This is a genomic window from Pseudomonas sp. Au-Pse12, assembly GCF_021341665.1.
In the GTDB taxonomy this organism is placed as follows: domain Bacteria; phylum Pseudomonadota; class Gammaproteobacteria; order Pseudomonadales; family Pseudomonadaceae; genus Aquipseudomonas.
On the sequence record NZ_JAJTTH010000008.1, the window covers coordinates 139,157 to 165,077 of the forward strand.

At 64.3% G+C, this 25,921-nt stretch carries 23 protein-coding genes; 11 read left to right on the forward strand and 12 right to left on the reverse strand.

Annotation, left to right across the window (positions count from 1 at the left end; genetic code table 11):
* Nucleotides 1-9 precede the first annotated feature (9 nt).
* From LXM55_RS22400 to LXM55_RS22410, 3 genes are all read left to right on the forward strand, one after another.
* On the forward strand, nucleotides 10-1,662 hold the full coding sequence (locus LXM55_RS22400; RefSeq protein ID WP_233322367.1) for an acyl-CoA dehydrogenase family protein: 1,653 nt from the start codon (nucleotides 10-12) through the stop codon (nucleotides 1,660-1,662).
* A gap of 77 nt (nucleotides 1,663-1,739) precedes the next feature.
* Nucleotides 1,740-3,212: an AMP nucleosidase gene (amn, locus tag LXM55_RS22405; protein ID WP_233322368.1), complete on the forward strand. Its 1,473-nt coding sequence runs from the start codon at nucleotides 1,740-1,742 to the stop codon at nucleotides 3,210-3,212.
* A gap of 146 nt (nucleotides 3,213-3,358) precedes the next feature.
* On the forward strand, nucleotides 3,359-3,925 hold the full coding sequence (locus tag LXM55_RS22410; RefSeq protein WP_233322521.1) for a pseudouridine synthase: 567 nt from the start codon (nucleotides 3,359-3,361) through the stop codon (nucleotides 3,923-3,925).
* On the opposite strand, the gene LXM55_RS22415 is transcribed toward LXM55_RS22410, so the two are convergent.
* Nucleotides 3,920-4,129: a DUF2788 domain-containing protein gene (locus LXM55_RS22415; RefSeq protein ID WP_003228500.1), complete on the reverse strand. Its 210-nt coding sequence runs from the start codon at nucleotides 4,127-4,129 to the stop codon at nucleotides 3,920-3,922. The two genes, LXM55_RS22410 and LXM55_RS22415, sit on opposite strands and share 6 nt — an antisense overlap.
* Nucleotides 4,130-4,260: 131 nt before the next feature.
* A complete protein-coding gene (locus tag LXM55_RS22420) occupies nucleotides 4,261-4,740 on the reverse strand; it encodes an Lrp/AsnC family transcriptional regulator (RefSeq protein ID WP_233322369.1) in 480 nt (159 codons plus the stop codon).
* A 416-nt stretch (nucleotides 4,741-5,156) separates the two neighbouring features.
* On the opposite strand from LXM55_RS22420, the gene LXM55_RS22425 reads away from it, so the two are divergent.
* Complete coding sequence (locus LXM55_RS22425; RefSeq protein WP_233322370.1) at nucleotides 5,157-6,278, forward strand: DUF6515 family protein; 1,122 nt, start codon at nucleotides 5,157-5,159, stop codon at nucleotides 6,276-6,278.
* On the opposite strand, the gene LXM55_RS22430 is transcribed toward LXM55_RS22425, so the two are convergent.
* Together LXM55_RS22430 and LXM55_RS22435 are read right to left on the reverse strand one after the other, a co-directional pair.
* The gene (locus LXM55_RS22430; protein ID WP_233322371.1) at nucleotides 6,272-7,168 is read right to left on the reverse strand and encodes a cation diffusion facilitator family transporter; all 897 of its coding nucleotides are present in this window, start codon (nucleotides 7,166-7,168) and stop codon (nucleotides 6,272-6,274) included. The genes LXM55_RS22425 and LXM55_RS22430 overlap by 7 nt on opposite strands.
* 27 nt (nucleotides 7,169-7,195) lie before the next feature.
* Nucleotides 7,196-7,615 carry a polyribonucleotide nucleotidyltransferase gene (locus LXM55_RS22435; RefSeq protein ID WP_233322372.1) on the reverse strand — a complete coding sequence of 140 codons (420 nt, stop codon included), beginning with the start codon at nucleotides 7,613-7,615 and terminating at the stop codon, nucleotides 7,196-7,198.
* A 130-nt stretch (nucleotides 7,616-7,745) separates the two neighbouring features.
* On the opposite strand from LXM55_RS22435, the gene hrpB reads away from it, so the two are divergent.
* Nucleotides 7,746-10,265 carry an ATP-dependent helicase HrpB gene (hrpB, locus tag LXM55_RS22440; protein WP_233322373.1) on the forward strand — a complete coding sequence of 840 codons (2,520 nt, stop codon included), beginning with the start codon at nucleotides 7,746-7,748 and terminating at the stop codon, nucleotides 10,263-10,265.
* A 57-nt stretch (nucleotides 10,266-10,322) separates the two neighbouring features.
* Here hrpB and LXM55_RS22445 read toward each other — a convergent pair whose 3' ends face one another.
* Both LXM55_RS22445 and LXM55_RS22450 read right to left on the reverse strand, forming a co-directional pair.
* Nucleotides 10,323-11,399: an endonuclease/exonuclease/phosphatase family protein gene (locus LXM55_RS22445; protein ID WP_233322374.1), complete on the reverse strand. Its 1,077-nt coding sequence runs from the start codon at nucleotides 11,397-11,399 to the stop codon at nucleotides 10,323-10,325.
* 87 nt (nucleotides 11,400-11,486) lie between these two features.
* Nucleotides 11,487-12,149, reverse strand: coding sequence for a YciC family protein (locus LXM55_RS22450; RefSeq protein WP_233322375.1), 663 nt, complete (start codon nucleotides 12,147-12,149; stop codon nucleotides 11,487-11,489).
* 180 nt (nucleotides 12,150-12,329) lie between these two features.
* Here LXM55_RS22450 and LXM55_RS22455 point away from each other — a divergent pair, with 180 nt between their 5' ends.
* The 3 genes from LXM55_RS22455 to LXM55_RS22465 all read left to right on the forward strand — a co-directional run bounded on the left by LXM55_RS22455 (nucleotide 12,330) and on the right by LXM55_RS22465 (nucleotide 14,368).
* The gene (locus tag LXM55_RS22455) at nucleotides 12,330-13,112 is read left to right on the forward strand and encodes a DUF2076 domain-containing protein (protein ID WP_233322376.1); all 783 of its coding nucleotides are present in this window, start codon (nucleotides 12,330-12,332) and stop codon (nucleotides 13,110-13,112) included.
* A gap of 137 nt (nucleotides 13,113-13,249) precedes the next feature.
* Nucleotides 13,250-13,729: an NYN domain-containing protein gene (locus LXM55_RS22460; protein ID WP_233322377.1), complete on the forward strand. Its 480-nt coding sequence runs from the start codon at nucleotides 13,250-13,252 to the stop codon at nucleotides 13,727-13,729.
* 27 nt (nucleotides 13,730-13,756) lie between these two features.
* Nucleotides 13,757-14,368, forward strand: a complete 612-nt coding sequence (locus LXM55_RS22465) for a 3'-5' exonuclease (protein ID WP_233322378.1) — start codon at nucleotides 13,757-13,759, stop codon at nucleotides 14,366-14,368.
* A gap of 10 nt (nucleotides 14,369-14,378) precedes the next feature.
* On the opposite strand, the gene LXM55_RS22470 is transcribed toward LXM55_RS22465, so the two are convergent.
* The gene (locus LXM55_RS22470) at nucleotides 14,379-14,831 is read right to left on the reverse strand and encodes an Lrp/AsnC family transcriptional regulator (RefSeq protein WP_233322379.1); all 453 of its coding nucleotides are present in this window, start codon (nucleotides 14,829-14,831) and stop codon (nucleotides 14,379-14,381) included.
* A gap of 161 nt (nucleotides 14,832-14,992) precedes the next feature.
* On the opposite strand from LXM55_RS22470, the gene yedA reads away from it, so the two are divergent.
* Nucleotides 14,993-15,901: a drug/metabolite exporter YedA gene (gene yedA / locus LXM55_RS22475; RefSeq protein WP_233322380.1), complete on the forward strand. Its 909-nt coding sequence runs from the start codon at nucleotides 14,993-14,995 to the stop codon at nucleotides 15,899-15,901.
* Here the strand turns inward: yedA and LXM55_RS22480 are convergent, their stop codons facing one another.
* The 3 genes from LXM55_RS22480 to LXM55_RS22490 all read right to left on the reverse strand — a co-directional run bounded on the left by LXM55_RS22480 (nucleotide 15,902) and on the right by LXM55_RS22490 (nucleotide 20,843).
* Nucleotides 15,902-16,957, reverse strand: coding sequence for an alpha/beta hydrolase family protein (locus LXM55_RS22480; protein ID WP_233322381.1), 1,056 nt, complete (start codon nucleotides 16,955-16,957; stop codon nucleotides 15,902-15,904).
* Between the two features lie 170 nt (nucleotides 16,958-17,127).
* Nucleotides 17,128-20,046, reverse strand: coding sequence for a discoidin domain-containing protein (locus LXM55_RS22485; protein WP_233322382.1), 2,919 nt, complete (start codon nucleotides 20,044-20,046; stop codon nucleotides 17,128-17,130).
* Between the two features lie 338 nt (nucleotides 20,047-20,384).
* On the reverse strand, nucleotides 20,385-20,843 hold the full coding sequence (locus LXM55_RS22490; RefSeq protein WP_233322383.1) for a hypothetical protein: 459 nt from the start codon (nucleotides 20,841-20,843) through the stop codon (nucleotides 20,385-20,387).
* Nucleotides 20,844-21,061: 218 nt separating this feature from the next.
* Between LXM55_RS22490 and LXM55_RS22495 the strand changes: the two genes are divergently transcribed.
* The gene (locus tag LXM55_RS22495) at nucleotides 21,062-22,396 is read left to right on the forward strand and encodes a DEAD/DEAH box helicase (protein WP_233322384.1); all 1,335 of its coding nucleotides are present in this window, start codon (nucleotides 21,062-21,064) and stop codon (nucleotides 22,394-22,396) included.
* 66 nt (nucleotides 22,397-22,462) lie between these two features.
* On the opposite strand, the gene LXM55_RS22500 is transcribed toward LXM55_RS22495, so the two are convergent.
* Together LXM55_RS22500 and LXM55_RS22505 are read right to left on the reverse strand one after the other, a co-directional pair.
* Complete coding sequence (locus LXM55_RS22500; RefSeq protein WP_233322385.1) at nucleotides 22,463-23,710, reverse strand: TIGR03862 family flavoprotein; 1,248 nt, start codon at nucleotides 23,708-23,710, stop codon at nucleotides 22,463-22,465.
* Between the two features lie 587 nt (nucleotides 23,711-24,297).
* The gene (locus LXM55_RS22505) at nucleotides 24,298-25,218 is read right to left on the reverse strand and encodes a histone deacetylase family protein (protein WP_233322386.1); all 921 of its coding nucleotides are present in this window, start codon (nucleotides 25,216-25,218) and stop codon (nucleotides 24,298-24,300) included.
* Nucleotides 25,219-25,293: 75 nt separating this feature from the next.
* Between LXM55_RS22505 and LXM55_RS22510 the strand changes: the two genes are divergently transcribed.
* On the forward strand, nucleotides 25,294-25,863 hold the full coding sequence (locus LXM55_RS22510; protein ID WP_233322387.1) for a GNAT family N-acetyltransferase: 570 nt from the start codon (nucleotides 25,294-25,296) through the stop codon (nucleotides 25,861-25,863).
* Nucleotides 25,864-25,921 lie beyond the last annotated feature (58 nt).

The following is a 25,921-nucleotide window of genomic DNA, read 5'->3' on the forward strand; positions in this document are numbered from 1 at the left end:
AGCCCCGCGATGAACCTCCACCAGTTCGCTGAAACCCACGAAGTCACCAATCAGCCGCCAGCTCTGGACGGCGCCAACCTCTACCGGATCGACCTGCCACTGCAGCAATGGATGCGCCGCTTCGAGGCCGGCTGGGCTGAGTCGCGGGTCGATGCCTATGGCGCGCTGGCCGGTGGCCCGTTGATGGAAGCGGGGTTCCTGGCCAATCAGAACAAGCCGGTGTTTGCCAGCCACGACCGCTTTGGTCACCGGATCGACCTGGTGGAATTCCACCCCGCCTATCACCAGCTGATGCGTGCGGCGATCGAGGCCGGGTTGACCTCGCTGCCCTGGACCGACCCGCAGGCGGGGGCGCATGTCGCCCGTGCCGCCATGACCTATCTGCACAGCCAGGCCGAGGCCGGCAGCGGCTGCCCGCTGACCATGACCTTCGCCTGCGTGCCGGCGTTGAAACTGCAGCCGGACATCGCCGAGCAGTGGTTGCCGAAGATCCTCGCCACCGAGTACGACCCGCGTAATGTCGGCATGCAGCACAAGGCCGGGCTGACCATCGGCATGGCGATGACCGAAAAACAGGGCGGTACCGATGTCCGCGCCAACACCACCCGGGCGTATCCGGTGGGCGCTGGCGGCCCCGGGCAGGCGTATGAACTGGTGGGGCACAAGTGGTTCTGTTCCGCGCCGATGTGCGATGCCTTCCTGACCCTGGCCCAGACCGACAAGGGCCTGACCTGTTTCCTCCTGCCCCGTCACCGCCCCGATGACACGCGCAATCAGTTTTATATCCAGCGGTTGAAGAACAAGCTCGGCAACCTCTCCAACGCTTCCAGCGAAGTGGAATTTCGCGGCGCCCTGGCCTGGATGATCGGCGAGGAAGGGCGCGGCGTACCGACCATCATCGAGATGGTGGCCATGACCCGCTTCGACTGCATGGTCGGCTCCAGTTCCCTGATGCGCCAGGCGCTGACCCAGGCCAGTCATCACTGCACGCATCGGACTGTAGGCGGTCGGGTGCTCAGCGAGCAGCCGCTGATGCAGAACGTGCTGGCCGACCTGGCCCTGGAAAGCGAAGCTGCCCTGGCCCTGAGCATGCGCATGGGGCGAGCCCTGGATCATCAGGACGATGCCCAGGAGGCGAAGTTCTCGCGGCTGGTGACGGCGGTGGGCAAGTACTGGATCTGCAAGCGGGCCCCGGCCATGATCAACGAGGCCGCCGAGTGCATGGGCGGTGCCGGCTACGTTGAAGACAGCATCCTGCCGCGGCTGTACCGCGAGGCTCCGGTGAACTCCACCTGGGAAGGTTCCGGCAACGTGCAATGCCTGGATGTGCTGCGTGCCTTGTCGAAAGAGCCGGGCGTGCTGGATGCCTTGTTCGCCGAGCTGGGCGATGGCCATGGCGACAAGCGCCTGGCGGCCCATATCGCCGGGTTGAAGGAGAGCTTCAAGGACTCCGCCGACATTCAATACCGTGCCCGTCAATTGACCGAGGACGTTGCCCTGGGCCTGCAGGCCAAGCTGTTGCTGGAAGCCGGCAACCAGGTGGTCAGCGATGCCTTCATCGCCAGCCGCCTGGGCGGCCAGGGGGGGCGGGTCTATGGCACCTTGCCGCGAGGCCTGGATGTAGCGGCCATTGTCGCCCGCTCCACCCCTCAAGGCTTCTGACTCGCCTACGGCGATTGCGCTGTTCCCGTGGGACGGTGTTGCAGGCAAGATGAGCGTCTGCAAGTTCAGAACACAGGATGCTTATCGTGACCGAAGCTTTTATTGTCGTTCAAACCGCCGAGCAAGCCGTGGACCGGCTTGCTGCTCTGCATGAGCGGGCCACCACGGCGCTGAGCCAGGCGCTCAAGCGCTACCTCAAGGACCGCGTCGAGCCGGATGCCGAGCAACGAGCGCTGTTTCGCTACCCTGAATTGCGTTTGACCTACCAGTGCCACGGCGAAGTCCCACAGACCACCCGGGCCTATGCCAAGGTTCAGCTGCCGGGCACTTACAGCGTCACCGTCACTCATCCCGCCGCTTTCCGTAACTACCTGCTCGAACAACTGGTGCCGTTGATGCACGACTTCACCGTGACGGTGGAAGTGGGCGTCAGTGAGCAGAACATTCCCTATCCCTATGTGGTCGAGCAGGGCGACGAGCTGGCCGGTTCCGGCGTGACCGCGGCGGCCCTGGCCCGAGTATTCCCCAGCACCGATCTGTCGGCCGCCACCGATGGCATCGCCGACGGTCTCTACGATTGGGAAAATACCCACCCGCTGCCCCTGGCACTGTTCGATGCCGCGCGGGTGGATTTCTCCCTGCGGCGCCTGGTGCACTACACCGGTAGCGACTGGCGCCATGTGCAGCCGTGGATCCTGCTGACCAACTACCACCGCTATGTCGACCAGTTCATCGTTCATGGCCTGGAGCAACTGCGCAGTGATCCGCGTTTCGTGCGCATGGTCCTGCCAGGCAACGTGATCATCGAGAAAAGCATGGACCACGGCGAGGCTTCGGCCATCGCCGCCGGTGTGGTCTGGCACCGTTACCAGATGCCGGCCTACCACCTGCAGGCCAGCGATGGTCACGGCGTGACTCTGGTGAACATCGGTGTCGGTCCGTCCAATGCCAAGAACATCACCGATCACCTGGCGGTGCTGCGCCCGCATTGCTGGCTGATGATCGGTCACTGTGGGGGGCTGCGGCAGTCCCAGACCATTGGCGACTACGTGCTGGCCCACGCCTACATGCGTCGCGACGGCATTCTCGACCGTGTGGTGCCGCCGAATATTCCGATTCCGGCCCTGGCCGAAGTCCAGCTGGCGTTGCAGCAGGCAGCGGCCAATGTCACCGGGGAAAAGGGCGAGCAACTGAAGAAGCGCCTGCGCACCGGCACCGTGCTGACCTATGACGACCGCAACTGGGAGTTGCGTTGGGCCGAGGAGCGTCCGCTGATCAACCTGTCCCGGGCCGTGGCGGTGGACATGGAGAGCGGCACCATCGCTGCCCAGGGTTATCGCCTGCGAGTGCCGTATGGCACCTTGCTGTGTGTCTCGGACAAACCCCTGCACAGTGAAATCAAGCTGCCGGGGGCGGCCAACGCTTTCTACGAGCGTGCGGTCAGCCAGCACTTGAAGATCGGTATCGAGGCGGTGGACCTGATGCGCAGCGAGCTCAACTCCCTGCACTCGCGCAAACTGCGCAGCTTCGACGAGCCGCCTTTCCGCTAAGCGTTTAAGCCATGGTCATTTGGCGGTCAGGCCACTAGCATTGTCGGTCCTGATCGCTGAATGTTCCTGATTCCATGTCCCGTCCGCCCCGTCCCGCTGCCCGCCGCCCTGGCGCGAAGCCATTTTCCTCTTCTCCCGCCAAGCGTGTGGCCAAGGCCGCGCCGGCCGAGCCGAAGCTGATCCTGTTCAATAAGCCGTTCGATGTGCTGACCCAGTTCAGCGATGGCGAAGGGCGGGCCACGCTCAAGGATTTCATCGCGATTCCCGGGGTCTACCCGGCCGGGCGCCTGGACCGCGACAGCGAAGGGCTGTTGCTGTTGACCAATGACGGGCAGTTGCAGGCGCGCATTGCCGACCCCAAGCACAAGCTGGCCAAGACCTATTGGGTGCAGGTCGAGGGTGAGCCCAGTGCCGAGCAGTTGCAGCGCTTGCGCGAGGGGGTGCAGTTGAACGATGGCATGACCCTGCCGGCCGAGGCGCGACAGCTCGAAGAACCGACGCTGTGGCCACGCAACCCTCCCGTGCGTTTTCGCAAGAGTGTGCCCACCAGTTGGCTGGAGCTGGTGATACGTGAGGGCCGCAACCGTCAGGTACGGCGCATGACCGCTGCGGTGGGGCTGCCAACCTTGCGCCTGGTGCGGGTCAGGATCGGCGATTGGACCCTGGACGGCCTGGACCAGGGACAGTGGAAGGAGGTTGCGGCGCGCTTATAAAGCGCCGGACTCGATCAGGCCGATCACCACGCTCTTGATGATGAACGCGGCCACGCCCAGGCCCAGCACGAAGAACAGGATGAACGAGCCGAAGCGCCCGGCCTTGGATTTCTTGGCCAGGTCCCAGACGATGAAACCCATGAAAATGATCAGGATGCTGACCAGGCCGGTCATCATCCACTCTTCGAATACTGCTGGGTCCATCGATCATCTCCAGTGCAGGCAGGGCAAAAAATGCCGGGCGAGTATACGCCAACGTTCGCGGACCTAGCATTGATCTGCATGCGTTATGTCGCCACAGCGTCGGGGCGGCTCGTGTAGGTGCGGGCAGAGGTTCAGTTGCGCAGGTGGGTCAGCGGCAGTTCGGTGCTGTTGAGCACCTGATTGAGCACGAAGCTCGAACGTACGCTGGTCACGCCCTCGATGCGGGTCAGGTGGCCGAGCAGCAGCTTCTGGTAATGGTCCATGTCCGGGACTACCACCTTGAGCTGGTAGTCGGCATCGACTCCGGTCACCAGGCTGCACTCCAGCACCTGGGGCAGGTTGCGGATTGCCGCTTCGAAATTCTCGAAGCGCTCCGGTGTGTGCCGGTCCATGCCGATCAGGACGTAGGCGGTCAGGCTCAGGCCGAGCATCTTGCGGTCCAGCAGGGCGACCTGGCGGGAAATGTAGCCATCGTCCTCCAGTTGCTTGACCCGACGCGAGCAGGGCGAGGGCGACAGGCCGATGCGCTCGGCCAGTTCCTGGTTGGAGATGCGGGCGTCGCGTTGCAATTCCGCCAAAATGCTCAGGTCGTAGCGGTCGAGTTTGCTCATCAATCAGGCCTTTGTCATAACTATTGCGTCGAATTATCTATCTTGAGTTAAAAATTGCGCAAGTGGTGTTTTTGCGAGCAATCTTCGCAATCCTCTATCGTCGGTGCGGGCCTATTCTTATCACCAGAATCACTGCCCGGACATAGAGTCCACTGCGGCCCGCCGAATCAGGCCTGCCGCGGCCGCCAACCCTACCGGGTTGGGCCGGCCCCCGGGCTACACACTGTCCAGAAGACGGCGTGAGGTGAGCCGGCGTCATAAGCGCCGAGCACGGACAAAATCTCAAAGGGTGGCCGACGGGCCGCCCTTTTTTATTGCCTGCGAAATAAGTCTTGTGACTGATAATCTCTAGCAGAACCGCCCAGGGCTTTTTCAGTCTTATTTACAGGCCCCCCCAATCCGTAGTGAGGAATAGCATGAAGTCGCGCATCTGGCGTATGGCAGGTGTTGGTTTGTTGTGTGTGAGCGTCAGTGCTCAAGTGCTCGCCGATGAGCGGGACGAGCGCCGTCCTCCCCAGCAGGGAGCGCCTTCAGGCGGGCAGCGAGAGCACGCTCCGGAAGGGCGGGGTGAAAATAACCAGGGCCACCCGGCGAACGTTCCCAATCGTCCGCAACCCGTTGAGCAGCAACCGCGTCCGCAGAATGAGGTTATTCGCGGCGAGAACAGCCGTCAGTTCGAACACAACGGACAGAACCCGGCTGGCCAGTGGCAGAACCATCCGCAGCATGATGCCAATCAAGCGGTTCGCCCCGCCCCGCAACCAGTGCCGCAGCCACAGCAGCCACAGCAACAACAGCCACGACCTGCGCCGAACCTGCCGATCCAGGGGCGCCCGGACACCGTGCGCCAGACCCAGGAGCCACAGCGTGGCTACTATCAGGACACTCCCCGACGCAACGACTACAACCCGCATTGGCAAGCGGGTGGCCCAGGTTCGCGGCCCGACCACGGTCGTCCAAATGACAATCGCTGGCCGGGCCGTCCCGACGGCCATGGCAATGGCTGGGGCCCCGGGCCGCAGTATCGCCCCGGGTACATGATCGACCGATTCCCCGGACGCAATGACCGGGTCGCGTATCGCGGTCAGGACTATTTCTTCTCCGGTGGCTACTGGTATCGCCCGCAAGGTCCGCGCTACGTGGTGGTGCACCCGCCCTATGGGATTCGAGTGGGTTACCTGCCCGACTATGCACGGGAGATCTGGATAGGCGGCGCGCTGCTCTTCCTGGCAGCCGGGGCCTACTACACCTATGAGGCGGACACCCAGCAATATGTGGTCGTCGAGCCGCCGCAGGGCGTAGCGCTTGAAGATCAGCAGCCGGCTGGCAATGGCTACGATGTGTTGGCCTACCCGATCAACGGCCAGTCGCCGCAGCAGGTCGACCAGGATCGCTATGACTGCTACCGCTGGGCGGTGCAGCAGAGCGGCTTCGACCCAGCGAGCGTGACCTACCAGCCCGCCCCCCAAGTGGTTCAGGCCTACCGCCAGGCCCAGGGCAACTGCCTGAGCTCGCGCGGCTATGAGGTGACTTACTGAGCCCTGGCGGCCTGGACCACTTCCTGCGGGTCGGCGTGCACCAGCACTTCGGCCCGTGGATAAACCTGTTGAATGGCCTCGGCAGCCTGGTCGCTGAGGCCATGGGCCACCGAAAGAGTCAGTTCTCCGGGTAGTTCCAGGTGCAGTTGGACAAACCAGTGGCTGCCGGAGATTCGTGTGCGCAGGTCATGGGCCCCCAGCACTCCGGGCACGCTGCAAGCCAGCTCCAGCATGTGCTGGCTGACGTCCGGCGGCAGTTCCTGGTCCATCAGCACCGAGAAGCTTTCCCGGGCGATCTGGATCGCGCTCCAGAGGATATAGACCGCAATCCCCAGGCCGAACCAGGCGTCCACCTGATGCCAGCCGAAAGCTGACAGCACCAGGGCCAGGAGGATGCTGCCATTGAGCAGCAGGTCGGAGCGGTAGTGCAGTGAGTCGGCCCGCACCGCGTTGGAACCGGTCACGCGGATCACCCGGTGTTGCAGGATCAGCAGCGCCGCGGTCAGTGCCAGCGACAGCACGATCACCCCGATGCTCAGCCAGGGTGCCCCGACCGGCTCCGGATTGTGCAGGCGCTCGGTGGCCTGAAAGGCAATCAGCACCGCACTGCCGGCAATGAACAGCGCTTGCGCCATGCCCGCCAGGGACTCTGCCTTGCCGTGGCCGTAGCGGTGGTCGTCATCGGCCGGGCGCAGGGCGTAGTGCACCGCCAGCAGATTGAGCAGCGAGGTGAAACCGTCGAGTACCGAGTCGGTGAGCCCCGCCAGCATGCTCACCGAGCCGCTGAGCCACCAGGCGACGGCCTTGGTCACAATCAGGATGCCGGCCACGGTGACCGAGGCGCGGGTGGCCAAACGCAGGAGGCGAGCGTGTTCCGGGTTGCCAGTCATCGACGGCGGATTCCTTGAGTGGAGAGGTCAGGCGGCAGGTTGCAGGCCGTACAGGGCCAACTGCTGCACGCTGCCCTTGTGCTGGATCAGGCGCGGGTCATCCAGGGGGAAGTGGCCCCTCAGTTCGCTTTCCAGAATGGCCTGCAGTTTACGGTTGTCGACTTTACCGTCGGCGCCAATGGCTTGCTGGAGTTTTTCCGGGGCGATCTGCGCGGTCTTGCCCGGCTCCAGGTAGATGGCTCCGGTGGCGAAGTCGACGCCAAAGGCAATCAGCCCCGGAATGACATAGAACAGCAGGCCAACGGCGTCCAGTACCACCACCACCGGATCGATCTTGCCGTCGATCTGGCCGCGCCGGTCGGGAAAGAAGATCGAGCCGCAGGCGGTGAGTTGGGTCAGCAGGGTGGTCACCAGAATGCCGCCAATGAAACGGTGGGGAATGCGCATGGAAATCTCCTAGCAAGCACGAAAGCAACGAAGGATGGTGCGGGGTGTTGAGTCTTGTCGATCAGCACTCAGACCATGATTAACCCCAGGCAGTTCGCCGTTATACTCGCGCCTCTGTTTTGGAGCCAGCATGAATTCTTTGCCAATTGATGAAGTTTTGCCTGCACTGCGTGCTGCCCTGGCGGCACGCCATGAAGCGGTGCTCGAAGCCCCGCCCGGTGCCGGCAAGACGACCCGCGTGCCCCTGGCGCTTCTGGATCAGGACTGGCTGGCCGGACAGACCATTCTCATGCTCGAACCCCGGCGCCTGGCCGCCAGGGCCGCTGCCGAACGCCTGGCCAGCGAACTGGGGGAGAAAGTCGGCGAGACCGTGGGCTATCGCATCCGCCTGGACAGCAAGGTCGGCCCGCGGACCCGCATCGAGGTGGTCACCGAGGGCATCCTCACCCGGCGCCTGCAGGACGACCCGGCCCTGGAAGGCGTCGGCCTGCTGATCTTCGATGAGTTCCACGAGCGCAGCCTGGACGCCGATCTGGCCCTGGCCCTGAGCCTCAATGGTCGCGAACTGTTTCGTGACGAGCAGCCGCTGAAGATCCTGCTGATGTCGGCCACCCTGGAAGGTGAGCGCCTGTCGGCCCTGCTCGACGCTGCGCCGATCCTGCGCAGCGAGGGGCGCATGTACCCGGTGACCCAGCGTTGGGGCCGGCCCTTTCAGCCGGGTGAGTTCGTCGAGCCCAGGGTGGTGCAGACCGTGCTTGAAGCCCTCAACGATGAAAGCGGCAGCCTGCTGGTGTTTCTGCCCGGCCAGGCGGAAATCCGTCGGGTTCACCAGCAGTTGGCAGAAGCCCTGGGCGAGCGCAGCGAGATTCTGCTCTGCCCGCTGCATGGCGAACTGGACCTGGCGGCCCAGCGCGCGGCCATCGACCCGGCGCCGACGGGCAAGCGCAAAGTGGTACTAGCCACCAACATTGCCGAAACCAGCCTGACCATCGATGGCGTGCGCGTGGTGGTGGACGCCGGGCTGGCCCGGGTGCCGCGTTTCGACCCCGGCAGCGGCATGACCCGCCTCGATACCCAGCGTATTTCCCGGGCCAGCGCCACCCAGCGTGCTGGTCGTGCCGGGCGCCTGGAGCCCGGTGTGTGCTACCGGTTGTGGTCGGCCAACCAACAGGAACAACTGGCCGCCTACGCCAGCGCGGAAATCCTCCAGGCGGACCTGGCCGGCCTGGCCCTGCAGTTGGCGCGTTGGGGTGTGACCCCGAGTCAACTGGTATGGCTGGATGCACCACCCAGTGCCGCCTATGCCCAGGCCCAGGATCTGCTGGTGCGCCTGGGGGCGTTGAATGACGATGGCAGCCTGACTCGTCATGGCCAGGCCATGGCCGAGTTGCCGGCTCACCCGCGCATCGCCCACTTGCTGCTGCGTGGCCAGTCCCTGGGGTTGGCACAGATGGCCTGCGATGTCGCGGCGCTGTTGGGCGAGCGGGACATCCTGCGCGGTGCTGGCGCCGACCTGCACAGCCGCCTGGTGCTGCTGTCGGGAGAGGAGCGCGCGGCCCGTGGTGCCCAGGGTGGGGTACAACGAGCACGGCAGCTGGCGCGCCAATACCGCGGCTATCTGCGCGGGCAGCCAGAGGCCCCCGTCAGCGACCCCGAACACCCGCGCTGGCTTGGCGCCTTGCTGGCCCTGGCCTACCCCGATCGCGTGGCCCAGCAGCGCCGCCCCGGCGGCGCCGAGTACCGCCTGGCCAACGGCCGCGCGGCGCTGTTCAGCGAAACCGACAACCTGATGAAGCAACCCTGGCTGGTGATCGCCGATCTCGGCAGCCGCCAGGGCCAGCGAGAAGAGCGCATCTATCTGGCCGCGGATTTCGACCCGGGGCTGTTCGATACGGTGCTGGCGGAACAGGTGCGCTCCGTTGATCAACTGGACTGGGACGAGCGCGAAGGCGTGCTGCGCGCCGAGCGCCAGCGCAAGGTCGGCGAGCTGGTACTCAGCCGCGAGCCGCTGAACGGGCTGGACGAATCCGCCCGCAGCCAGGCCCTGGTCAATCTGGTTCGGCGCAAGGGCCTGGAGCTGCTGCCCTGGACCCCGGAACTGCGCCAGTGGCAGGCCCGTGTGAGCTTGCTGCGCCAGCTGGATCTGGCGGACAAGGGCGAGAGCCAATGGCCGGATGTCAGTGATGCGGCCTTGCTCGAAGGGCTGGAGCAGTGGTTGCAGCCTTACCTGGGCAAGGTCTCGCGGCTCAGCCACTTCGCCAACCTGGAGCTGGCCGGAATTGTCCACAACCTGCTGCCCTGGCCATTGCCCCAGCGCCTGGACGAACTGGCCCCGCATCATCTGGCAGTGCCTTCGGGGTCGTCGATTCGCCTGGACTACAGCGAGCAGCCGCCGATTCTGGCGGTGCGCCTGCAGGAGCTGTTTGGTCTGTCGGACACCCCGCGCATCGCCGGTGGCCGCCAAGTGGTGAAGCTGCACCTGCTGTCGCCGGCGCGGCGCCCCGTGCAAGTGACCCAGGATCTGGCGAACTTCTGGCGCAGCACCTACGTCGAAGTGAAAAAGGACCTCAAGGGCCGTTACCCCAAGCACTACTGGCCGGATGACCCGCTGATCGCCGAAGCCACGGCGCGGGTCAAACCGCGCAAGTAACCCGGTATCCCGGTACCGCTCGGCCGCCGCTACCGCTGATGGGCCCAGGCCTGCGGGTCATTGAGCCGGCAGCAGGAACCGGGCCAGCACCGGCAGATGGTCGGAGATGCGCAGGGTGTCATCCTGGCGCACCCGGGATTCGACTCGCTTGAGCCGCGGGCTGTAGAACAGGTAGTCCACCGTTCGATCCGGGCCGTCGAGGCTGGGGTCGTTGGGGTAGTGGGTCAGCCAGCGCGCGCGGTCGACGCCGCTGGCCTGGGGGTTGCTGGGAATCATCGGGTATCTGTCCCACAGCAGGTGCAGCGGGCTGTCGGCGTTGTAGGGTGCGCGTTGTCCTTCGCTCAGGCGCTGGTACTGGCCCAGGGGCAGCAGGTTGAAGTCGCCGCCGATCAGCCAGGGCGTACCGCGGCTTTCCAGCTTATCCAGCACTTTGCCAAGCGCCGCGACCTGCCTGGGTTGAGTCTCGTCAGGCCTGCGTGCGCGCTCCAGGTGGGTGTTGAGCACCGCCAGCTGGCCGCCGTCGCTCAGGGGCAGGTAGCTCAGCAGCAGGGCATCCCTGGGCTGGAACTGGCGGTTGATGACGTTGTGCTGGGCTATGGGCAGCTGCAGGCGCTCGGCGTGTTCGATTCGATAGCGGCTGAGGGTCGCCAGTTGCCGGCCGACGCTGCCGAAAATGTGCGGTGAAGGCACGAAATCGGCTTTCCAGTCGTAAGCCTGGGTGCTGCAGGGGTAGAGATCGGTCAGGCGTTCTTGCAGGAGTTTGAGTTGATCCTGGTAGGCGCTGGCCTTGGCGCCGTTGTCCACTTCCTGCAGCAGCACCAGGTCCGGTTGTTCATCGCGGATCACCCGGGCCACTTCGTCGAGGCTGAAGGCCATGTCTTCCAGGGTCGGTTTTTCATCTTCGCCCCGCGCCTGGTCATTCCAGAACACATAACGTTTGCCGGCCAGGTATTGCAGGTTCCAGGTCATCACCTTCAGGGCCTGGCCCGGCACCAGCGGCGGGGCCTGGGCACTGCAGGCGACCGCCAGGCTTTCCTTGGCCTGCGGGCGCCAGGTCAGGCTGTAGATCAGCCCGGCCAGCACCAGGCCGATCAACAGCAGGCTCAACAGGGTGATGCGAAGTAGACGGATCATCGGCTCGGCTTATGGCGTTGCGGGATGGCCCGGAGCATAACCGAGAGCGCGGCCGTCACCCAAGGGGCAGAGCGGCCGCGGAGGTTTTCAGCGCTTGTCCGGTTGTTCGCCGATCAGCATGAACAGGCGGAACAGCACCACGCTGGTGAACAATTGCAGGAAGCTGTAGGCGCTGTCGATGGCCAGGGACAGCAGCGGGTTCAGTGGTTCGGGGTAGACCGCTTCGCTGGCCCCCTTGAGCAGCCAGAGCGGCATCATTACCGCCAGGATGCACACCAGGATGCGCAGGAAATGCCCGCGGCTCAGGCGCAAGCTTTCACGCATGGCCGCCAAGGGCGCCATGCCCTTGAGCACCAGCAGGTACTCGGCGAAGGCCAGCACCACCATCAGCCACAGTCCCGGCAGGAAATACAGCGACAGCCCCAGCAGGATCAGCAGGGTGCTGACCGCCGTCAGTAGGGCGAAGCGCGGCCACAGGCTCAGGGCCATGGCCAGCAGGTCTCGGGTACGCGGCGATTCGCCACGGGTACGCGCATCGAGAAACAGGATCAGCGCACCGGTGTACAGCGGATACACCAGCAGGCCCACCACCACGCTGTAGCCCGGGAAGGCATCGGGGCCCAGGGCGCTGCTCACGCCTTGCTGCAGCAGGGCCTCGAAAATCACCAGGGGCAGGCACAGCTGGGCGATCCGCCCGAGGTTGCGCTGGAAGAAATACAGGGAGTCGCGCAGGACATCTAACGGATTCATCGATGAGATCGCAGTTGAAGAAGCGGTTGGACACTTTAACCGATGCAGGCCCCGACCGAGCAAACGTAAACCTTGGGTAAAGACCATTGAAAGTCGCCGCGCCAGCCCCATAACTGGTGCGTACCGCAGCTCTGTCCGAGTTGTGGACCAGATTTCTACCGGCAATCTAAAGAGGTCGCCATGAACAACCAAGAGCAAACCCTGATCGATGGACTGTTTTCACGGTTGCAGCAAGCCGAAACGGATTCAGCCCCGCGCGATGCCCAGGCAGAGGCGCGGATCAAGGAGCATCTGACCCGCCAACCTGGGGCCGGGTATTTCATGACCCAGGCGATCCTGGTGCAGGAGGCCGCCCTCAAGAGCCTCAACGAGCAGAACCAGCAACTGACCCAGCAAGTCCAGCAATTGCAGGCCGAACTGCAACAGGCCCGGGCCCAGGCCAGCGCTCCGGCACCGGCGGCCAGCGGTGGTTTCCTGTCGAGCATCTTCGGTGGTTCCCGTGAGCCTCAACCAGCGCCTGTCCAGAGTGCTGCGCCGCCTTCGTCCGGCGGCGGCTGGCGTGAACCGGCGCGCTCTTCCTTTGGCGCGCCGCCACAACAGAACGTTGGCGCGCCGCCGCCCAATTACGCGGCCCCGCAGCAGAACTATGCGCCGCAGCAGGCTCCGGCGGCGGGCAGCAGTTTCCTCGGTGGCGCGCTGAAAACTGCCGCCGGCGTCGCGGGCGGGGTGATGCTGGCGCAAGGCCTCAGCAGCCTGTTCCACAGCAACCAGCAGCCGCAGGAAATCGTCGAAGTCATCAAGGAAGAGCCGGCACCGGCCAGCGATAACAGTGGCTGGGGCAATGACGAGCAGCGCCTGGCCAACAACGACTCCTGGGGCAGCAACGACCAGGGCGGCTTCAGCAACGCCGACTACGACAACGACGACAGTTCGTTCTTCTCCGACGACGATTCCTTCGTCTGACCCTCCGTCGGTCCGGGACAGGCACCTGCCCCGGACCGATTATTCGCGGAACGATCCTTGCGACTGGCATACTGGGCGACTTTTCGGGTCTTGAGCCCCGTTCCAGCCCCTGCGCTGCTGCGCCATGAGGATTAGCGGTGAAAAAAATCGCTGTGTTCGCCGATGTCCAGAACCTCTACTACACCGTTCGCCAGGCCTATGGTTGCCACTTCAACTACGCGGCGCTGTGGGCGGATATCAGCAAGGAGGGGCAGATTGTCGAAGCCTATGCCTATGCCATCGACCGTGGTGACAGCAAACAGCAGCAGTTCCAGCAGATCCTGCGCAACCTGGGCTTCACGGTAAAACTCAAACCCTATATCCAGCGCAGCGACGGCTCGGCCAAGGGCGATTGGGACGTGGGCATCACCATCGACATCATGGACGCCGCGGCCCATGTCGACGAAGTGGTGCTGGCTTCCGGCGACGGCGACTTCGACCTGCTGCTGGAACGCATCATCCACAAGCACGGGGTCAGCGCGGTGGCCTATGGCGTGCCGGGGCTGACCGCCAATTCGCTGATTCGCGCGGCCACCCGCTATGTGCCGATCGAAGGCACCTTGCTGCTGAAAAGCTGATCAATTTTCATACGGAGCTGTACCGGTTTGGAACGTATTGCCGTCATCGACTTTGAAACCACCGGGATCTCCCCGAGCAGCAGTTGCCGGGCCACGGAAATCGCCGTGGTGATCCTTGAGCAGGGGCGCATCGTCGAGCGTTACCAGAGCCTGATGAACGCCGGTGTGCGGGTGCCGGGGTTTATCGAACAGCTGACCGGCATCAGCAACGCCATGTTGCGCAGCGCGCCGACGGCGGAGCAGGTGATGAACGAGGTCAACGAGTTTGTCGGCACCACGCCGTTGCTGGCGCACAACGCGGCGTTCGACCAGAAGTTCTGGGATTTCGAGCTGGGGCGGATCAAGCGCACCCGCTTGCAGAATTTCGCCTGTTCCCTGCTGCTGGCGCGACGCCTGATGCCGGCGGCGCCGAACCACAAACTGGGCACCCTGACCCAGTACGCCGGCCTGCCGCACACCGGCCAGGCTCACCGGGCCATGGCCGACGCGGAAATGGCGGCCAACCTGGTGGCTCACCTGGCGGGTGAACTGCGGCACACCCATGGTTTGCGCGAGCTGTCGCATGATTTTCTGTGCAAGCTGCAGAAGGTTCCCGCCGCCAAGGTTCCCGAGCACCTCAAGCGCTATCGCGGTGCCTGACCACTGACGCTTACTTGCCGTTGTGTTCCAGTTGCCCCAGCGGCACCCGCCGTTCGATGGCGCTGGAAAGCACGATGGAGGTCTTGCTGAACCCGAACTGGGCCACGCGGTTGATCAACTCCTCCAGTTCCGGCATTGAAGCCACCGCGGCCTGCATGATCACGCAAGGGTCGCCAGTGACCCGGTGACATTCGGTGAGCTGGGGAATCTTGATCAACTCGTCATAGGCCTTCTGGTTGCCGTGTTGGGCCAGGCGCAGTTCGATCACGCACTGGATCGGCAAGCCGACCTTGGCCATGTCGACCTTGGCCTGGTAACCGGTGATCACCCCGCTGGCTTCCAGCTTGGCCACGCGCTCGGCCACCGCCGGCGCCGAAAGGTTGACCTTGCGCGCCAGCTCGGCGTAGCTCGCCCGGCCGTTTTCCAGCAGGCTGGCCAGGAGCATGCGGTCGTACTTGTCCATGAAAGGCTCCCAAACTGCCTGTCTTTCGAAAACACGGTATATAGCCCTTAACTCCAGGCTTTGGAAAGTGTACTGCCGTTATAAACAGGTTTTGTAACTTAAGTTCCCCCGGTCGGCTTTTTAGAATGGATCTCCCCCTGCCTGCCTTCGAGCTGCCTCCCATGCCTGGCCAAAGCCGTTTTCCGTTGCCGTTGATCGCCGCCTTTTTTGCCCTGTACGTGATCTGGGGTTCGACCTACCTGGTGATTCGCATTGGCGTCGAATACTGGCCGCCACTGATGCTCGGCGGCATTCGTTTCATTGTCGCCGGCAGCCTGATGTACGCCTTCCTGCGCTGGCGCGGCGTTCCGGCACCCACCTGGGCGCAGTGGAAGGCCGCGGGCATCATCGGCGTGTTGCTGCTGAGCTGCGGCAACGGTGCGGTAACGCTCGCCGAACACTCCGGGGTGACCTCTGGAGTGGCGGCGCTGGCGGTGGCCACGGTGCCTTTGTTCACCCTGCTCTGCGGCTATTTCTGGGGCGCTCGCAACACGCGTCTGGAGTGGGCCGGGATCATCCTCGGGATGATCGGCATCGGCATGCTCAACCTCGGTTCCAACCTGCAATCGAGCCCGCTGGGGGCCGCCTTGCTGCTGTTCGCCGCGGCGGCCTGGGCCTTCGGCTCGGTGTGGAGCAAGCACCTGCCATTGCCCCAGGGAGCGATGGCCAGCGCCGCGGAAATGCTCGTCGGTGGCGTGGTGCTGATGATCGGCAGTGCCCTGAGTGGTGAACACCTGGACGCCATGCCGCCGATGGAAGGCTGGCTGGCCCTGGCCTACCTGGCGGGTTTCGGCTCGATCATCGCCTTCAACGCCTACATGTACCTGCTCAAGCACGTACGCCCGGCAGCGGCCACCAGCTACGCCTATGTCAACCCGGCGGTGGCGGTGCTGCTGGGCATTGTCTTCGTCGGTGAAACCATCGGCATCGAAGAAGCCCTGGCCATGCTGGTGATCATCAGCGCGGTGGTGCTGATCGGCCTGCCGCAGTGGCGCAAGCCCAAGACCGCGGTCCAGCAAGAGGTGGCCTGATCACTGTCCAGGCGGCTGGCCGGCCAGGCTGCGCTCGAGAAAGCCGCCGATGACCTGGGCCGCTTGCTGGTGAATCGCTTCGCGGCTGCGTCCGTTGCCATCGCTGCAGATGATTTCATCCTCGGGGGCGTGTTCCTTGAGCAGCGCCGTGGCGCCGGGCTTGCAGACCTGCATGAAGCTGAAGTGGCTGGCATCGGCGATCACCTGCAAGTGTGATGTGGCGGGCGGCAGGTGGGCTTCCAGGTAGCCCGACTCCTGCTCAACCGGCATGTCGGCAATGTTCGTTCCGGCACCCAGGATCAGGGTCGGCGTCTGCACCGCCGACAGGCTTTCGGGGGTAAACCCGCGGACCAGCCCCGGGTCCAGGGCAACGACCGCCTTGACTCGCGTGTCGCGCAGGTCGGCGCCCAGCGAGTCTTGATTCTGCGGGGTAATCCCCAGTTCCGGCGCCAGCCCGCACAGGCGCGGGTTGGGGTGCAGCCGACATTCCTCAAGGTAGCGTTGCGGGCTATAGCGGGCACCGGCCAGCGCGGTCACCGTCCAGCCGCCCAGGGAATGACCGATGGCGGCGATGCGTTGCGGGTCGACGGTGCCGGCCAAGGTGTTGTCGCCGGTGAGCCCGTCGATGACCCGGCTCAAGTCGTGCGGGCGTTCCCAGAGCTTGGCGGCTTCTGTGGGGCGTTGGTCGAATGAGGTGGTGCCCGGGTGGTCGGGGGCCGCGACGATATAGCCCTGGTCGACCAGGCTGGAGACCAGCCAACTGAGGTTGCGCCAATTGCCACGATAGCCATGGGACAGCACCACCAACGGATGTGCGGTGCTGGTAGGAGAGGCGTCCTTGATGCTCGTCAGGCCCTGGAAAACCGGGTTCTCGGCAGAGCTCAGGAGCGGCGCGGCGGTGGCGGTGGGGTACCAGAGGGCGACATGCAGGGGGCGTTGCTGGCTGGCGTCCGCCAGCGTCACTTCACGAAAGCCGACGCGTTCGGCGGCCTGCGCCTGGGGCAGGGAAAGTGCGAGGCCCGCTAGCATCCATGCGGACAGGACAAGGTTGCGCATCAACGTCTCCATAGGCAAAGCATCGGTGGTCTGCCAATGGCACGCGCAAAGGAGGATCCAGCGGCGCTCGGCGGCAGAGAGTGGACGACGGACGGTCGCCGCCCACTCTTTTACCTGAAATTGCCGGGAAAGGGTGACCGGATGATGCTGCTAACGGTCACCGTCTTGCGTCAGTTGCAGGCGCCGGCGTCACGCCAGACCTTGCCGCTGCCTTCGCCACCGACAGTGGTGGCGCTAGGTTCGTTGCCTTTGGTCCACCAGCGCGCGACGTAGAAACGCCCCTTGTGGCTGACCTTGTCGTTGGCCACGTAGGTGCCCTGCGGGCTCCAGGCACCCTGGCAGCCGCTCGGGGTTTCCACGTTGTCCGCCTGCACGGTCACGCTGTGGTCGCGCTTGACGGTATGGCTGCCATTGCTCAGGGCCAGGGTGAAGCGGTAGCTGATGTCCTTGTTGCTCTTGGGGGCGACAAAGGTCAGTTTCGAGCCCGAGGCCTGGAAGGCCACGCTTGGCGTCACGCTCCACGAGTAGCTCAGCGCCAGGCCGGCTGGATCACTGGAGCCTGCGGCGTCCAGGGTGACCGACTCGCCGCCCTTGGCCTGGGTGGCGCCACCGATGATGGCCACGGGTGGTTTGACCTCTTCCACCGGTGGCTTGGTCGACTCATCGTCACCGTTCTGGCAGGGGCCGAGGTCGCGCCAGACCTTGCCGGCGCCGTCCGCTCCGGTGGTGCTGGCCAGGCCCGGCTCGGCGCCTGAAGTCCACCAGCGGGCCTGGTACTGACGACCTTTCCACTGCACCACATCGTTGCCGACGTAAGTGCCTCGCACGGTCCACTGCGGCTTGCAGCTGCTGGTGGCGGCCTTGCCCTTGATCAGCACGGTGTGGGTACGGCTGCTGCTTTGCTTGCCGTTGCTCAGGGTCAGGGTGAAGTCGTACCGGGTGTCTTCCTGCAGCTCTGGGGCGGTAAAGCTGATACGTGCGCCATCGAAGTCGAAGTCCAGCGTGGGCGAGGCCTGCCAGGCGAAGCTCAGGGCGTGGCCTTGCGGATCGCTGGAGGTGGATGCATCCAGCACGATCAGGTCGCCGGCGTTGGCTTCAGTCTTGCCGCTGATGACCGCTATGGGCGGCTTTACGGTTTCCAGTGGTTTGAGGGCGGTCGACTTGACCTGGTTGTCGGCGCTGAATTCGCCGTCAGCGAGCAGGGTCCAAGCTCCGCTCGGGCTGTTGCTGCCATACACCTGATAGCCCTTGATATTGCCGCTCATACCGGCGTCCTGGCGGGGCAGGTAATGCAGTTGCGAGAAGCGACTGTCGGCGCCCAGGTTGAGCACGATTTCATGGGGATAGCGCGCACCAGTGGCGGAGCTCCAATAGGAGCTGGGGTTGCCGTCGATGACGTGAGCCTCGGAGCCGGCCACGGCGCTGCTGGTGGAGTGGACCTTCCAGCTGTCGCGGGGCAGCGGTTTGCCCTTGGCGTCCACCAGTTGCAGCTCGGCGATGCTGGCGCTGTCCTTGCCGTCCACCGCGGAGGTGGCCAGCAGCTTCAGGTAACGACCCTGGGCCGTGTCCTGGGTGACGTTGTAGGCGTGCCCCTCAAGAGACAGGTCCTGTGTGGCCTTGTTGTCGGTGTTGATCGCCAGATACCAGCGTCCCGGCAGTGGGTTGTTCACGCCCAGGGACACAGCGTGGTTGCGTATCGACCTGTAGTCGTAGCTGGAGGGGGTGGGTTGGGTACTGTGTTTGAGCAACAGTTGGACCTTGCCGGATTTTTCGCTCAGTTGACCGTCCAGAGCGCTGAACACCAGGCGCTGAGTGCCTTCGGGTACATCGACCGGGTAGTAACGTGTCTGGTTTTTTTCCAGGCTGACCTTCTGGTCCAAGATCGACGTGGCTTGTTCTTCCCCAATGGCCACCACGGATGGGCTGTAGGCCGACATCCGGGCCGCGTTCTCGCGCCACACCCTGGCCATGTCCGCAGTGGCGGCGTTACCCAGTGGAATCCCGAGCCTGTCGTTGACGTCCGGGTTTGAGTAGTAGTTCACCTGGTCGCCGCAGAGGATGGTGCCGACCCGGCCGTTGTTGTAGCCGAAGCGATAGCTGCTGCCATCAGAGCAGTGGCTGCCACCGATGTTGTGGCCCAGTTCGTGGCGAAAGGTGGTTACCGAGTTGATGTAGTTGATCGAGTAGCGGCCGTTGACGTAGCCCCAACCCACCGCCGTGTCGACCCCCGGGGTGCCCATGATGAAGCCCGCCACCACGTCCGGGCTATAGCGGCGCATGCCGTCGGCGAACAAGGTGCTCACCTGGCGCAAGGTTTCGCCAGTGATGGGGTAGTCATTGGCGATCACTTGAGTGCCCACCAGTCGCAGGCGTACCCCCTGAACCTTGGATTGTTGCAAGGCACGGTTGACCAAGGTGACCTGGATCATGGCGTAGGCTTCGTGGTCGCCGATGTAATCGGCGGCTTTTTGCGAGAAGCCGGCCAGCAGATCGATCACGATCTCGCCTTCGGCGTTGCGATTGGCTTGGAAGCTGCGCTGGCCGCTGCGTGACTCTTGCTGGCCCGGGACGCCACTGCTTTCGTCGATCAGGTAGTCGAGGCTTTCGGGGGCGTGAGTCGGGCTGGTGCCGATACGGATCAATGACTGTTCGCCCTGGGCATTGCCGCGAATCATCACGTTGGCATCCGGTAGCAAGGCGATGAAGCTACCGTCGGGCCGTGCGGCGAGGACCATTTCACCCGGCGCGTTCAGGGAACGGGCACGTCCCTCCAGTTGTCCGGTCATGACATTGATGTCTTTGAAGGTGTCCTGGTGTTGCGGCACTAGACTGCGAATACGCATGCCGGTTTCCTGCAGCAGCAGGTCGGTTCCGACTTCAACGGTGCTGCGCTGCATCGGGTTGGCGGTCAGTGCCTGGAGGTTGATGAAGTGGCCGCTGAGCACGCTTTCCATGGGCGCTTGTGCAACGCGGCTGGGCGCTTCACTGGCCAGCGCCAAACCACTGAGCGGAAGCATGAAGGCGGTGCCCAGGCTGGCGACCCAGAGGCGGGTGGCACGGGACAGGGCGTTTAATCTGAAGGTCGGCATAACCATTCCTGGATATACACAGCGCGGCGCAAACCTGGCGAGCAGGACCGTATAAGCGTCCGCGCTGATGGTGTGGATTAGGAGTTGTGCCGGCGGTGGGCATCATAGGCAGCGGCGCAGGCGTCGTATATCCGGAGTCGGGCTTTTAGTACCCGTCCTAGGGAACTTGCTGGCCTGGGGGCAAACCCCGTTGCGCGGTGCTGGTCTGGCCAATGGCGGGGGCTGTCGGGCGGGGCAGGAGAAGGACCGGCGAGTCGGTCAGAACGGCCCGGCGGGCAGTGCGGTCGCAATAAACAACGCCGGGCGATGCCCGGCGTTGTGGTTTCAGCTCCAACGGCTCATTCGAACCCGATCAGCAGCGCGATGGCGAGCACCACTGCTGCTATGGACAGGCAAAACAGCAGGCTGATGCCCGCCACTGGCCATAGCGAGACGAAGCGCCCGTTGCCGGCCTTGTGCTCCACCACCTGCGGGCCAAACAGTTGGCGTGCGTAGGCGTTCATCCCGTAGATCGGCGGCAGGATGAAGACCACCGAGGGGATGCTCTCCGGAAGGAAAAAGCCCGCCATGCTCATGAGGATGAAGAGGCCGATGCCCATGGCCCAGACTTTGCCTATTTCACTCTCGCGTCCCAGTGCCTTGAGGTTCTGGCTGATGAAGTAGGCGCCCGCCACCGAGGTGCCGATGAAGGTGCTCAGGCCGATGGCCGCGATGCTGTAGAGGCACAGATTCTGGTCGGCGGGCTTGTCGGCAAGCAGTTCGGCGGCCGGGGCCTGGAAAGGGTTTGGGTGATCCATGCGCGGTGGGACTCCTGGGGGGCTAAACAAAAGGAACAGGCAACTGCCAAGTGGGCTGTTGCGCCGTTCTGTCTGGCGCTTCGTAGCAACCAGTGCGGCGAGGATACACTCGCCGGAGCGGGCTGCGCATGCTTGGGACGGCTCAGGAGCATGCCCCTGAATTAGGGTAAACTGCCGCCCATTGCGTCCCTGTGCTGACTTTTTCCTACGGTACCCCCATGACATTCGCCACTCTTGGCCTGATCGAACCCTTGCTGCGCGCCCTTGAAACCCTCGGCTACCAGACCCCGACCCCGGTGCAGGCGCAAGCCATTCCGGCGGTCCTGGGCGGGCGTGACCTGATGGCTGCGGCCCAGACCGGCACGGGCAAGACCGCCGGTTTCGCCTTGCCGCTGCTGCAATTGCTGACCCTGGAGGGGCCGAAAGTCGACAGCAATTCGGTGCGTGCGCTGATCCTGGTGCCGACCCGTGAGCTGGCCGAGCAGGTTCACGAAAGCGTGCGCCAGTACGCCGAGCACCTGCCGCTGCGGACCTACGCGGTGTACGGCGGGGTCAGCATCAACCCGCAGATGATGAAGCTGCGCAAAGGCGTGGACCTGCTGGTGGCGACCCCGGGACGCTTGCTGGACCTGTTCCGCCAGAACGCGGTGAAGTTCAACCAGTTGCAGACCCTGGTGCTGGACGAAGCCGACCGCATGCTCGACCTGGGGTTCTCCGAAGAGCTCAAGAGCATCTACGCCGCGCTGCCGAAAAAACGCCAGACCCTGCTGTTTTCCGCGACCTTCTCCGACGCCATCCGCCAGTTGGCCGGGCAGATGCTCAACGACCCGCTGAGCATTGAAGTCAGCCCGCGCAACGTGGCCGCCAACACGGTCAAGCAATGGGTGGTGCCGGTGGACAAGAAGCGCAAGCCGGAGCTGTTCAGCCACTTGCTGCGCAAGAACCGCTGGAAGCAGGTGCTGGTGTTCGCCAAGACCCGCAACGGCGTGGACGCGCTGGTGGAAAAGCTGCAGGGCCAGGGTGTGAACGCCGACGGCATCCACGGTGACAAGCCCCAGGCCACGCGCCAGCGCGCCCTGGACCGGTTCAAGGCCAGCGAGATCCAGATCCTGGTGGCCACCGACGTGGCGGCCCGCGGCCTGGACATCGAAGACTTGCCGCTGGTGGTCAACTTCGACCTGCCGATCGTCGCCGAGGACTACATCCACCGCATCGGTCGTACCGGGCGTGCCGGCTCCACTGGCGAGGCGATTTCCCTGGTGTGCGCCGATGAAGTCAACCTGCTGTCGGCGATCGAGATGCTCACCCGCCAGACCCTCAAGCGCCATGAAGAACAGGATTTCGAGCCCGAGCACCGGGTGCCGGAAACCGACGCCAGTGGCCAGGTGGTGAAAAAACCGAAAAAGCCCAAGAAGCCGAAAACCTCCGGCGGTGGCGGCAAGCGCAACCTGGGCAAGTGGGTGGACAGTGGCGAAGTGGCCGAAGCCCCGGCGGTGAAACCGGTGCGCAAGGTCCCGGCGTTCAACACCGGGCCGCGCAAGCGCAAACCTTAACAGCAGCTACAAGCTGCAAGTTGTAAGCGGCAAGTTCAGGTGAGCTTGAAACTTGCCGCTTGTAGCTTAAGGCTTGCCGCTGCTGTTCAGCCATTCGAGCATTCCCAACCCGGCCCGCCGTCCGCTGGCAAAGCAGGCGGTCAGCAGGTAACCGCCGGTGGGGGCTTCCCAGTCGAGCATTTCCCCGGCGCAGAACACCCCCGGGATTGGCGCCAGCATCAGCCGTTCATCCAGCGCTTCGAAGGCGACGCCACCGGCGCTGCTGATGGCTTCGTCCAGTGGTCGCGACCGCACCAGCGTCAAGGGCAGCGCCTTGATCGCCGCCGCCAGGCGCGCCGGATCGTTGAAGGTGTCGGCGCCCGTCAGCTCCCGCAGCAACCCTGCTTTGACCCCCTCGATGCCCAACTGACTCTGCAGGTGCTTGGCCATGGAGCGCGAGCCACGTGGCTTGGCCAGGGCCACCTGGACCTTGTCCCGAGGCTTGCCCGGCAGCAGGTCGATATGAACGGTCGCTTGTCCGTGCCGCTGGATGCTGTCGCGGATCGGCGCCGACAGGGCATAGATCAGGCTGCCTTCGATGCCGCTGGCGGTGATCACGCATTCCCCCAGCCGGGGGATGTCGTCATTGAGGCCGATGGCCACGTTCTTCAGCGGCGCCCCGGCGAATTTGCTGCGCAGCAACTCGCTCCAGGCATTGACCTCGAAACCGCAATTGCTCGGTTGCAAGGGTGCCACCTGCACGCCGCGCTGTTGCAGCAGGGGCAGCCACGCACCATCGGAGCCCAGGCGCGACCAACTGCCTCCGCCCAATGCCAGCAGGGTGGCGTCCGCCGTTACCGCGCTTTCGCCTTCGGGGTGCTGGATGCGCAGGCTGCCGTCGGCATTCCAGCCCAGCCAGCGGTGCCGGGTGTGGATAACCACCCCAGCGTCGCGCAGGCGCTTGAGCCAGGCGCGCAGCAACGGCGCGGCCTTCATGTCGGTGGGAAATACCCGCCCTGAGCTGCCGACGAAGGTGTCGATACCCAGGCCGTGAATCCATTGGCACAAGGCTTCGGCACCGAATTCGCGCAGCAGCGGGGCGATCTGCGGGGCCCGCTCGGCATAGCGCGAGAGGAAGGCCGGGTAGGCTTCGGAGTGGGTGATGTTCATGCCACCGACCCCAGCCAGAAGGAACTTTCGGCCCACCGATGGCATGCCGTCGTACAGGTCGACCCGAACTCCGGCCTGGCTCAGTACCTCGGCCGCCATCAGGCCGGCGGGGCCGCCGCCGATGATCGCGACGTGGTGGGGCGTGGAAAAGTGCGATGCAGTCATGACAGGGGCGGGCTGGTGGAATAGGCCGGGCATTCTACCCGAGGCGCAGGGGGCTTGCTGGACCTATACAGCCTGGTCAAAAACTGAGCATCGGGCTGGGCGCCTTGTGTCCCGTGGGCTGGCGCGACTTTCGCGCAGGTTGTCCACAGGCGGCTCCACAGGGATTGGGGGTAAGCGGCCCACACCAGGATGACACCCTGATGAAACTGATCAAAAACTAGTCGATTGTCTGCAAGCCTTGCGCTGCGTGGGTTGTGGCGACTTTCACGCAGGTTGTCCACAGGCGGTTCCACAGCGATTGGGGGTAAGCGCTACGGTGTCGCCTAGCGCCCGATGCAGCTGATCAAAAAGCAAGCATCGCGCTGCAAGCCCCGTCGATAGAGGGCTGCAGCGTGTTTCACGCAGCTTATCCACAGGCGGCTCCACAGGGATTGGGGGTAAGCGACCCACAACACTGTGACCGTCTGATGGCATTGATCAAAAAACAGGCGACTGCTCGCAGCCCTCGGAAAACAAGGGCTGGCGGGGCTTTCTCCCAGGTTATCCACAAGCGGTTCCACAGCGGATGTGGGTAAGGCCACAAGGGTTCAGTAGCAGCCTGACGACTCCCAGACCCGCTGTGCGCTGTGATGGAGGATGCCGTGACGCCGGGCTAGGGCCTGGCGGTCCTTGCTGTAGCCGCCGCCGATCACGCCGACCACCGGGATGTCGCGGCCCAGGCAGTGGCGCATGACCCGTTCATCGCGCTCGGCCACACCGGCATCGGTGAGCTTGAGGTAGCCCAGGGCGTCGTCCTGGTGCACGTCGACCCCGGCGTCGTACAGCACCAGGTCGGGCTGATACAGCGGCAGCAGGTAGTTGAGGGTGTCGTCCACCACCTTGAGGTAGTCGGCGTCGCCCATGCCCATGGGCAGCGGAATATCCCAGTCGCTCTGGGCCTTGCGCGCGGGGAAGTTTTTTTCACAATGCAGCGAGACGGTCACCGCGTCGGAGGTATGTTGCAGAATCCGTGCGGTGCCATCGCCCTGGTGCACGTCGCAGTCGAAGATCAGCACTCGCCCCACGCGCCCGCTGTGCAGCAGGTAATGGCTGATCACCGCCAGGTCGTTGAAGATGCAGAACCCCGCCGGGTAGTCGTAATGGGCGTGGTGGGTGCCGCCGGCCAGGTGGCAGGCCAGGCCATGTTGCAGTGCCTGTTCGGCGGCCAGCAGGGAGCCACCGACGGCGCGCACCGTGCGCCGGGCCAGGGCTTCGCTCCAGGGCAGGCCGAGGCGCCGCTGGTCTTCCCGGGACAACTCGCCGCTCATGTAGCGTTCGATATAGGCGGGGTCGTGGGCCAGGGCGAGGATGTCGGCCGGGCACAGCTCGGGGCGCAGCAGGTCGGCGTCGCGGGTCAGGCCGCTGTCCACCAGGTGGTCGCGCAGCAGGCGGAACTTGTCCATGGGGAAGCGGTGTTCCGGCGGAAACTCGGGGCTGTAGTCGTCGTGATAGATCAGTGGCAATGACATGGCATTTTCTTAGAGGAACCCGTGAAGGATCCTACCAGCGATGTAGACTTGCACCCATGGAAACGGAGGGCCCCGATGGAGCCGATACTGCAACTCGAGAGTGCGCGCCTGCTGCTGCGCCAGTGGCGTGACGATGATTTGCCGGCATTTGCCGCGATGTGTGCCGATCCGCAGGTCATGCGCTATTTTCCCGCCCCCCTGAGCCGCCTGGAAAGTGCGGCGCTGATCGGGCAGATCCGCGGGCATTTTGCCGAACATGGCTTCGGTGGCTGGGCCTTGGAGCGCAAGGACACAGGTGCCTTTATCGGCTTCACCGGGTTGGGCGTGGTGAGCTTCGACGCGCCTTTTACCCCGGCGGTGGAGATCGGCTGGCGCCTGGCCCGCGAACACTGGGGCCTGGGTTATGCCAGCGAAGCGGCCTGGACCGCCTTGCGTTGCGCTTTCGATCGCCTGGCCCTGGAAGAAGTCGTGGCCTTTACCACCCGCAACAACCTGCCGTCGCAGAAGGTCATGCAGGCCATTGGCATGCATCACGCCGTCGAGGAAGACTTCGAACACCCGAAACTCGCTAGCGATCACCCGCTGCGCGAGCATGTGCTGTATCGCATCAGCCGCGAACAATGGCTGGAAACCTTGCATGGATAGCAGGCGCGCACGTTTAGAATGTGCCGACGAGATACCTGGACCCAATTGATGTCACCGC

Coding starts and splice junctions, on each gene's coding strand:
- LXM55_RS22450 (WP_233322375.1), bottom strand. CDS start 12,149: ATGAATCCGTTAGATGTCCTGCGCGACTCCCTGTATTTCTTCCAGCGC.
- LXM55_RS22500 (WP_233322385.1), bottom strand. CDS start 23,710: ATGACTGCATCGCACTTTTCCACGCCCCACCACGTCGCGATCATCGGC.
- LXM55_RS22495 (WP_233322384.1), top strand. CDS start 21,062: ATGACATTCGCCACTCTTGGCCTGATCGAACCCTTGCTGCGCGCCCTT.
- LXM55_RS22485 (WP_233322382.1), bottom strand. CDS start 20,046: ATGCCGACCTTCAGATTAAACGCCCTGTCCCGTGCCACCCGCCTCTGG.
- hrpB (WP_233322373.1), top strand. CDS start 7,746: ATGAATTCTTTGCCAATTGATGAAGTTTTGCCTGCACTGCGTGCTGCC.
- LXM55_RS22470 (WP_233322379.1), bottom strand. CDS start 14,831: ATGGACAAGTACGACCGCATGCTCCTGGCCAGCCTGCTGGAAAACGGC.
- LXM55_RS22425 (WP_233322370.1), top strand. CDS start 5,157: ATGAAGTCGCGCATCTGGCGTATGGCAGGTGTTGGTTTGTTGTGTGTG.
- LXM55_RS22480 (WP_233322381.1), bottom strand. CDS start 16,957: ATGCGCAACCTTGTCCTGTCCGCATGGATGCTAGCGGGCCTCGCACTT.
- LXM55_RS22415 (WP_003228500.1), bottom strand. CDS start 4,129: ATGGACCCAGCAGTATTCGAAGAGTGGATGATGACCGGCCTGGTCAGC.
- LXM55_RS22435 (WP_233322372.1), bottom strand. CDS start 7,615: ATGCGCATTCCCCACCGTTTCATTGGCGGCATTCTGGTGACCACCCTG.
- LXM55_RS22400 (WP_233322367.1), top strand. CDS start 10: ATGAACCTCCACCAGTTCGCTGAAACCCACGAAGTCACCAATCAGCCG.
- LXM55_RS22490 (WP_233322383.1), bottom strand. CDS start 20,843: ATGGATCACCCAAACCCTTTCCAGGCCCCGGCCGCCGAACTGCTTGCC.
- LXM55_RS22445 (WP_233322374.1), bottom strand. CDS start 11,399: ATGATCCGTCTACTTCGCATCACCCTGTTGAGCCTGCTGTTGATCGGC.
- LXM55_RS22510 (WP_233322387.1), top strand. CDS start 25,294: ATGGAGCCGATACTGCAACTCGAGAGTGCGCGCCTGCTGCTGCGCCAG.
- LXM55_RS22420 (WP_233322369.1), bottom strand. CDS start 4,740: ATGAGCAAACTCGACCGCTACGACCTGAGCATTTTGGCGGAATTGCAA.
- LXM55_RS22430 (WP_233322371.1), bottom strand. CDS start 7,168: ATGACTGGCAACCCGGAACACGCTCGCCTCCTGCGTTTGGCCACCCGC.
- amn (WP_233322368.1), top strand. CDS start 1,740: ATGCTTATCGTGACCGAAGCTTTTATTGTCGTTCAAACCGCCGAGCAA.
- LXM55_RS22455 (WP_233322376.1), top strand. CDS start 12,330: ATGAACAACCAAGAGCAAACCCTGATCGATGGACTGTTTTCACGGTTG.
- yedA (WP_233322380.1), top strand. CDS start 14,993: ATGCCTGGCCAAAGCCGTTTTCCGTTGCCGTTGATCGCCGCCTTTTTT.
- LXM55_RS22505 (WP_233322386.1), bottom strand. CDS start 25,218: ATGTCATTGCCACTGATCTATCACGACGACTACAGCCCCGAGTTTCCG.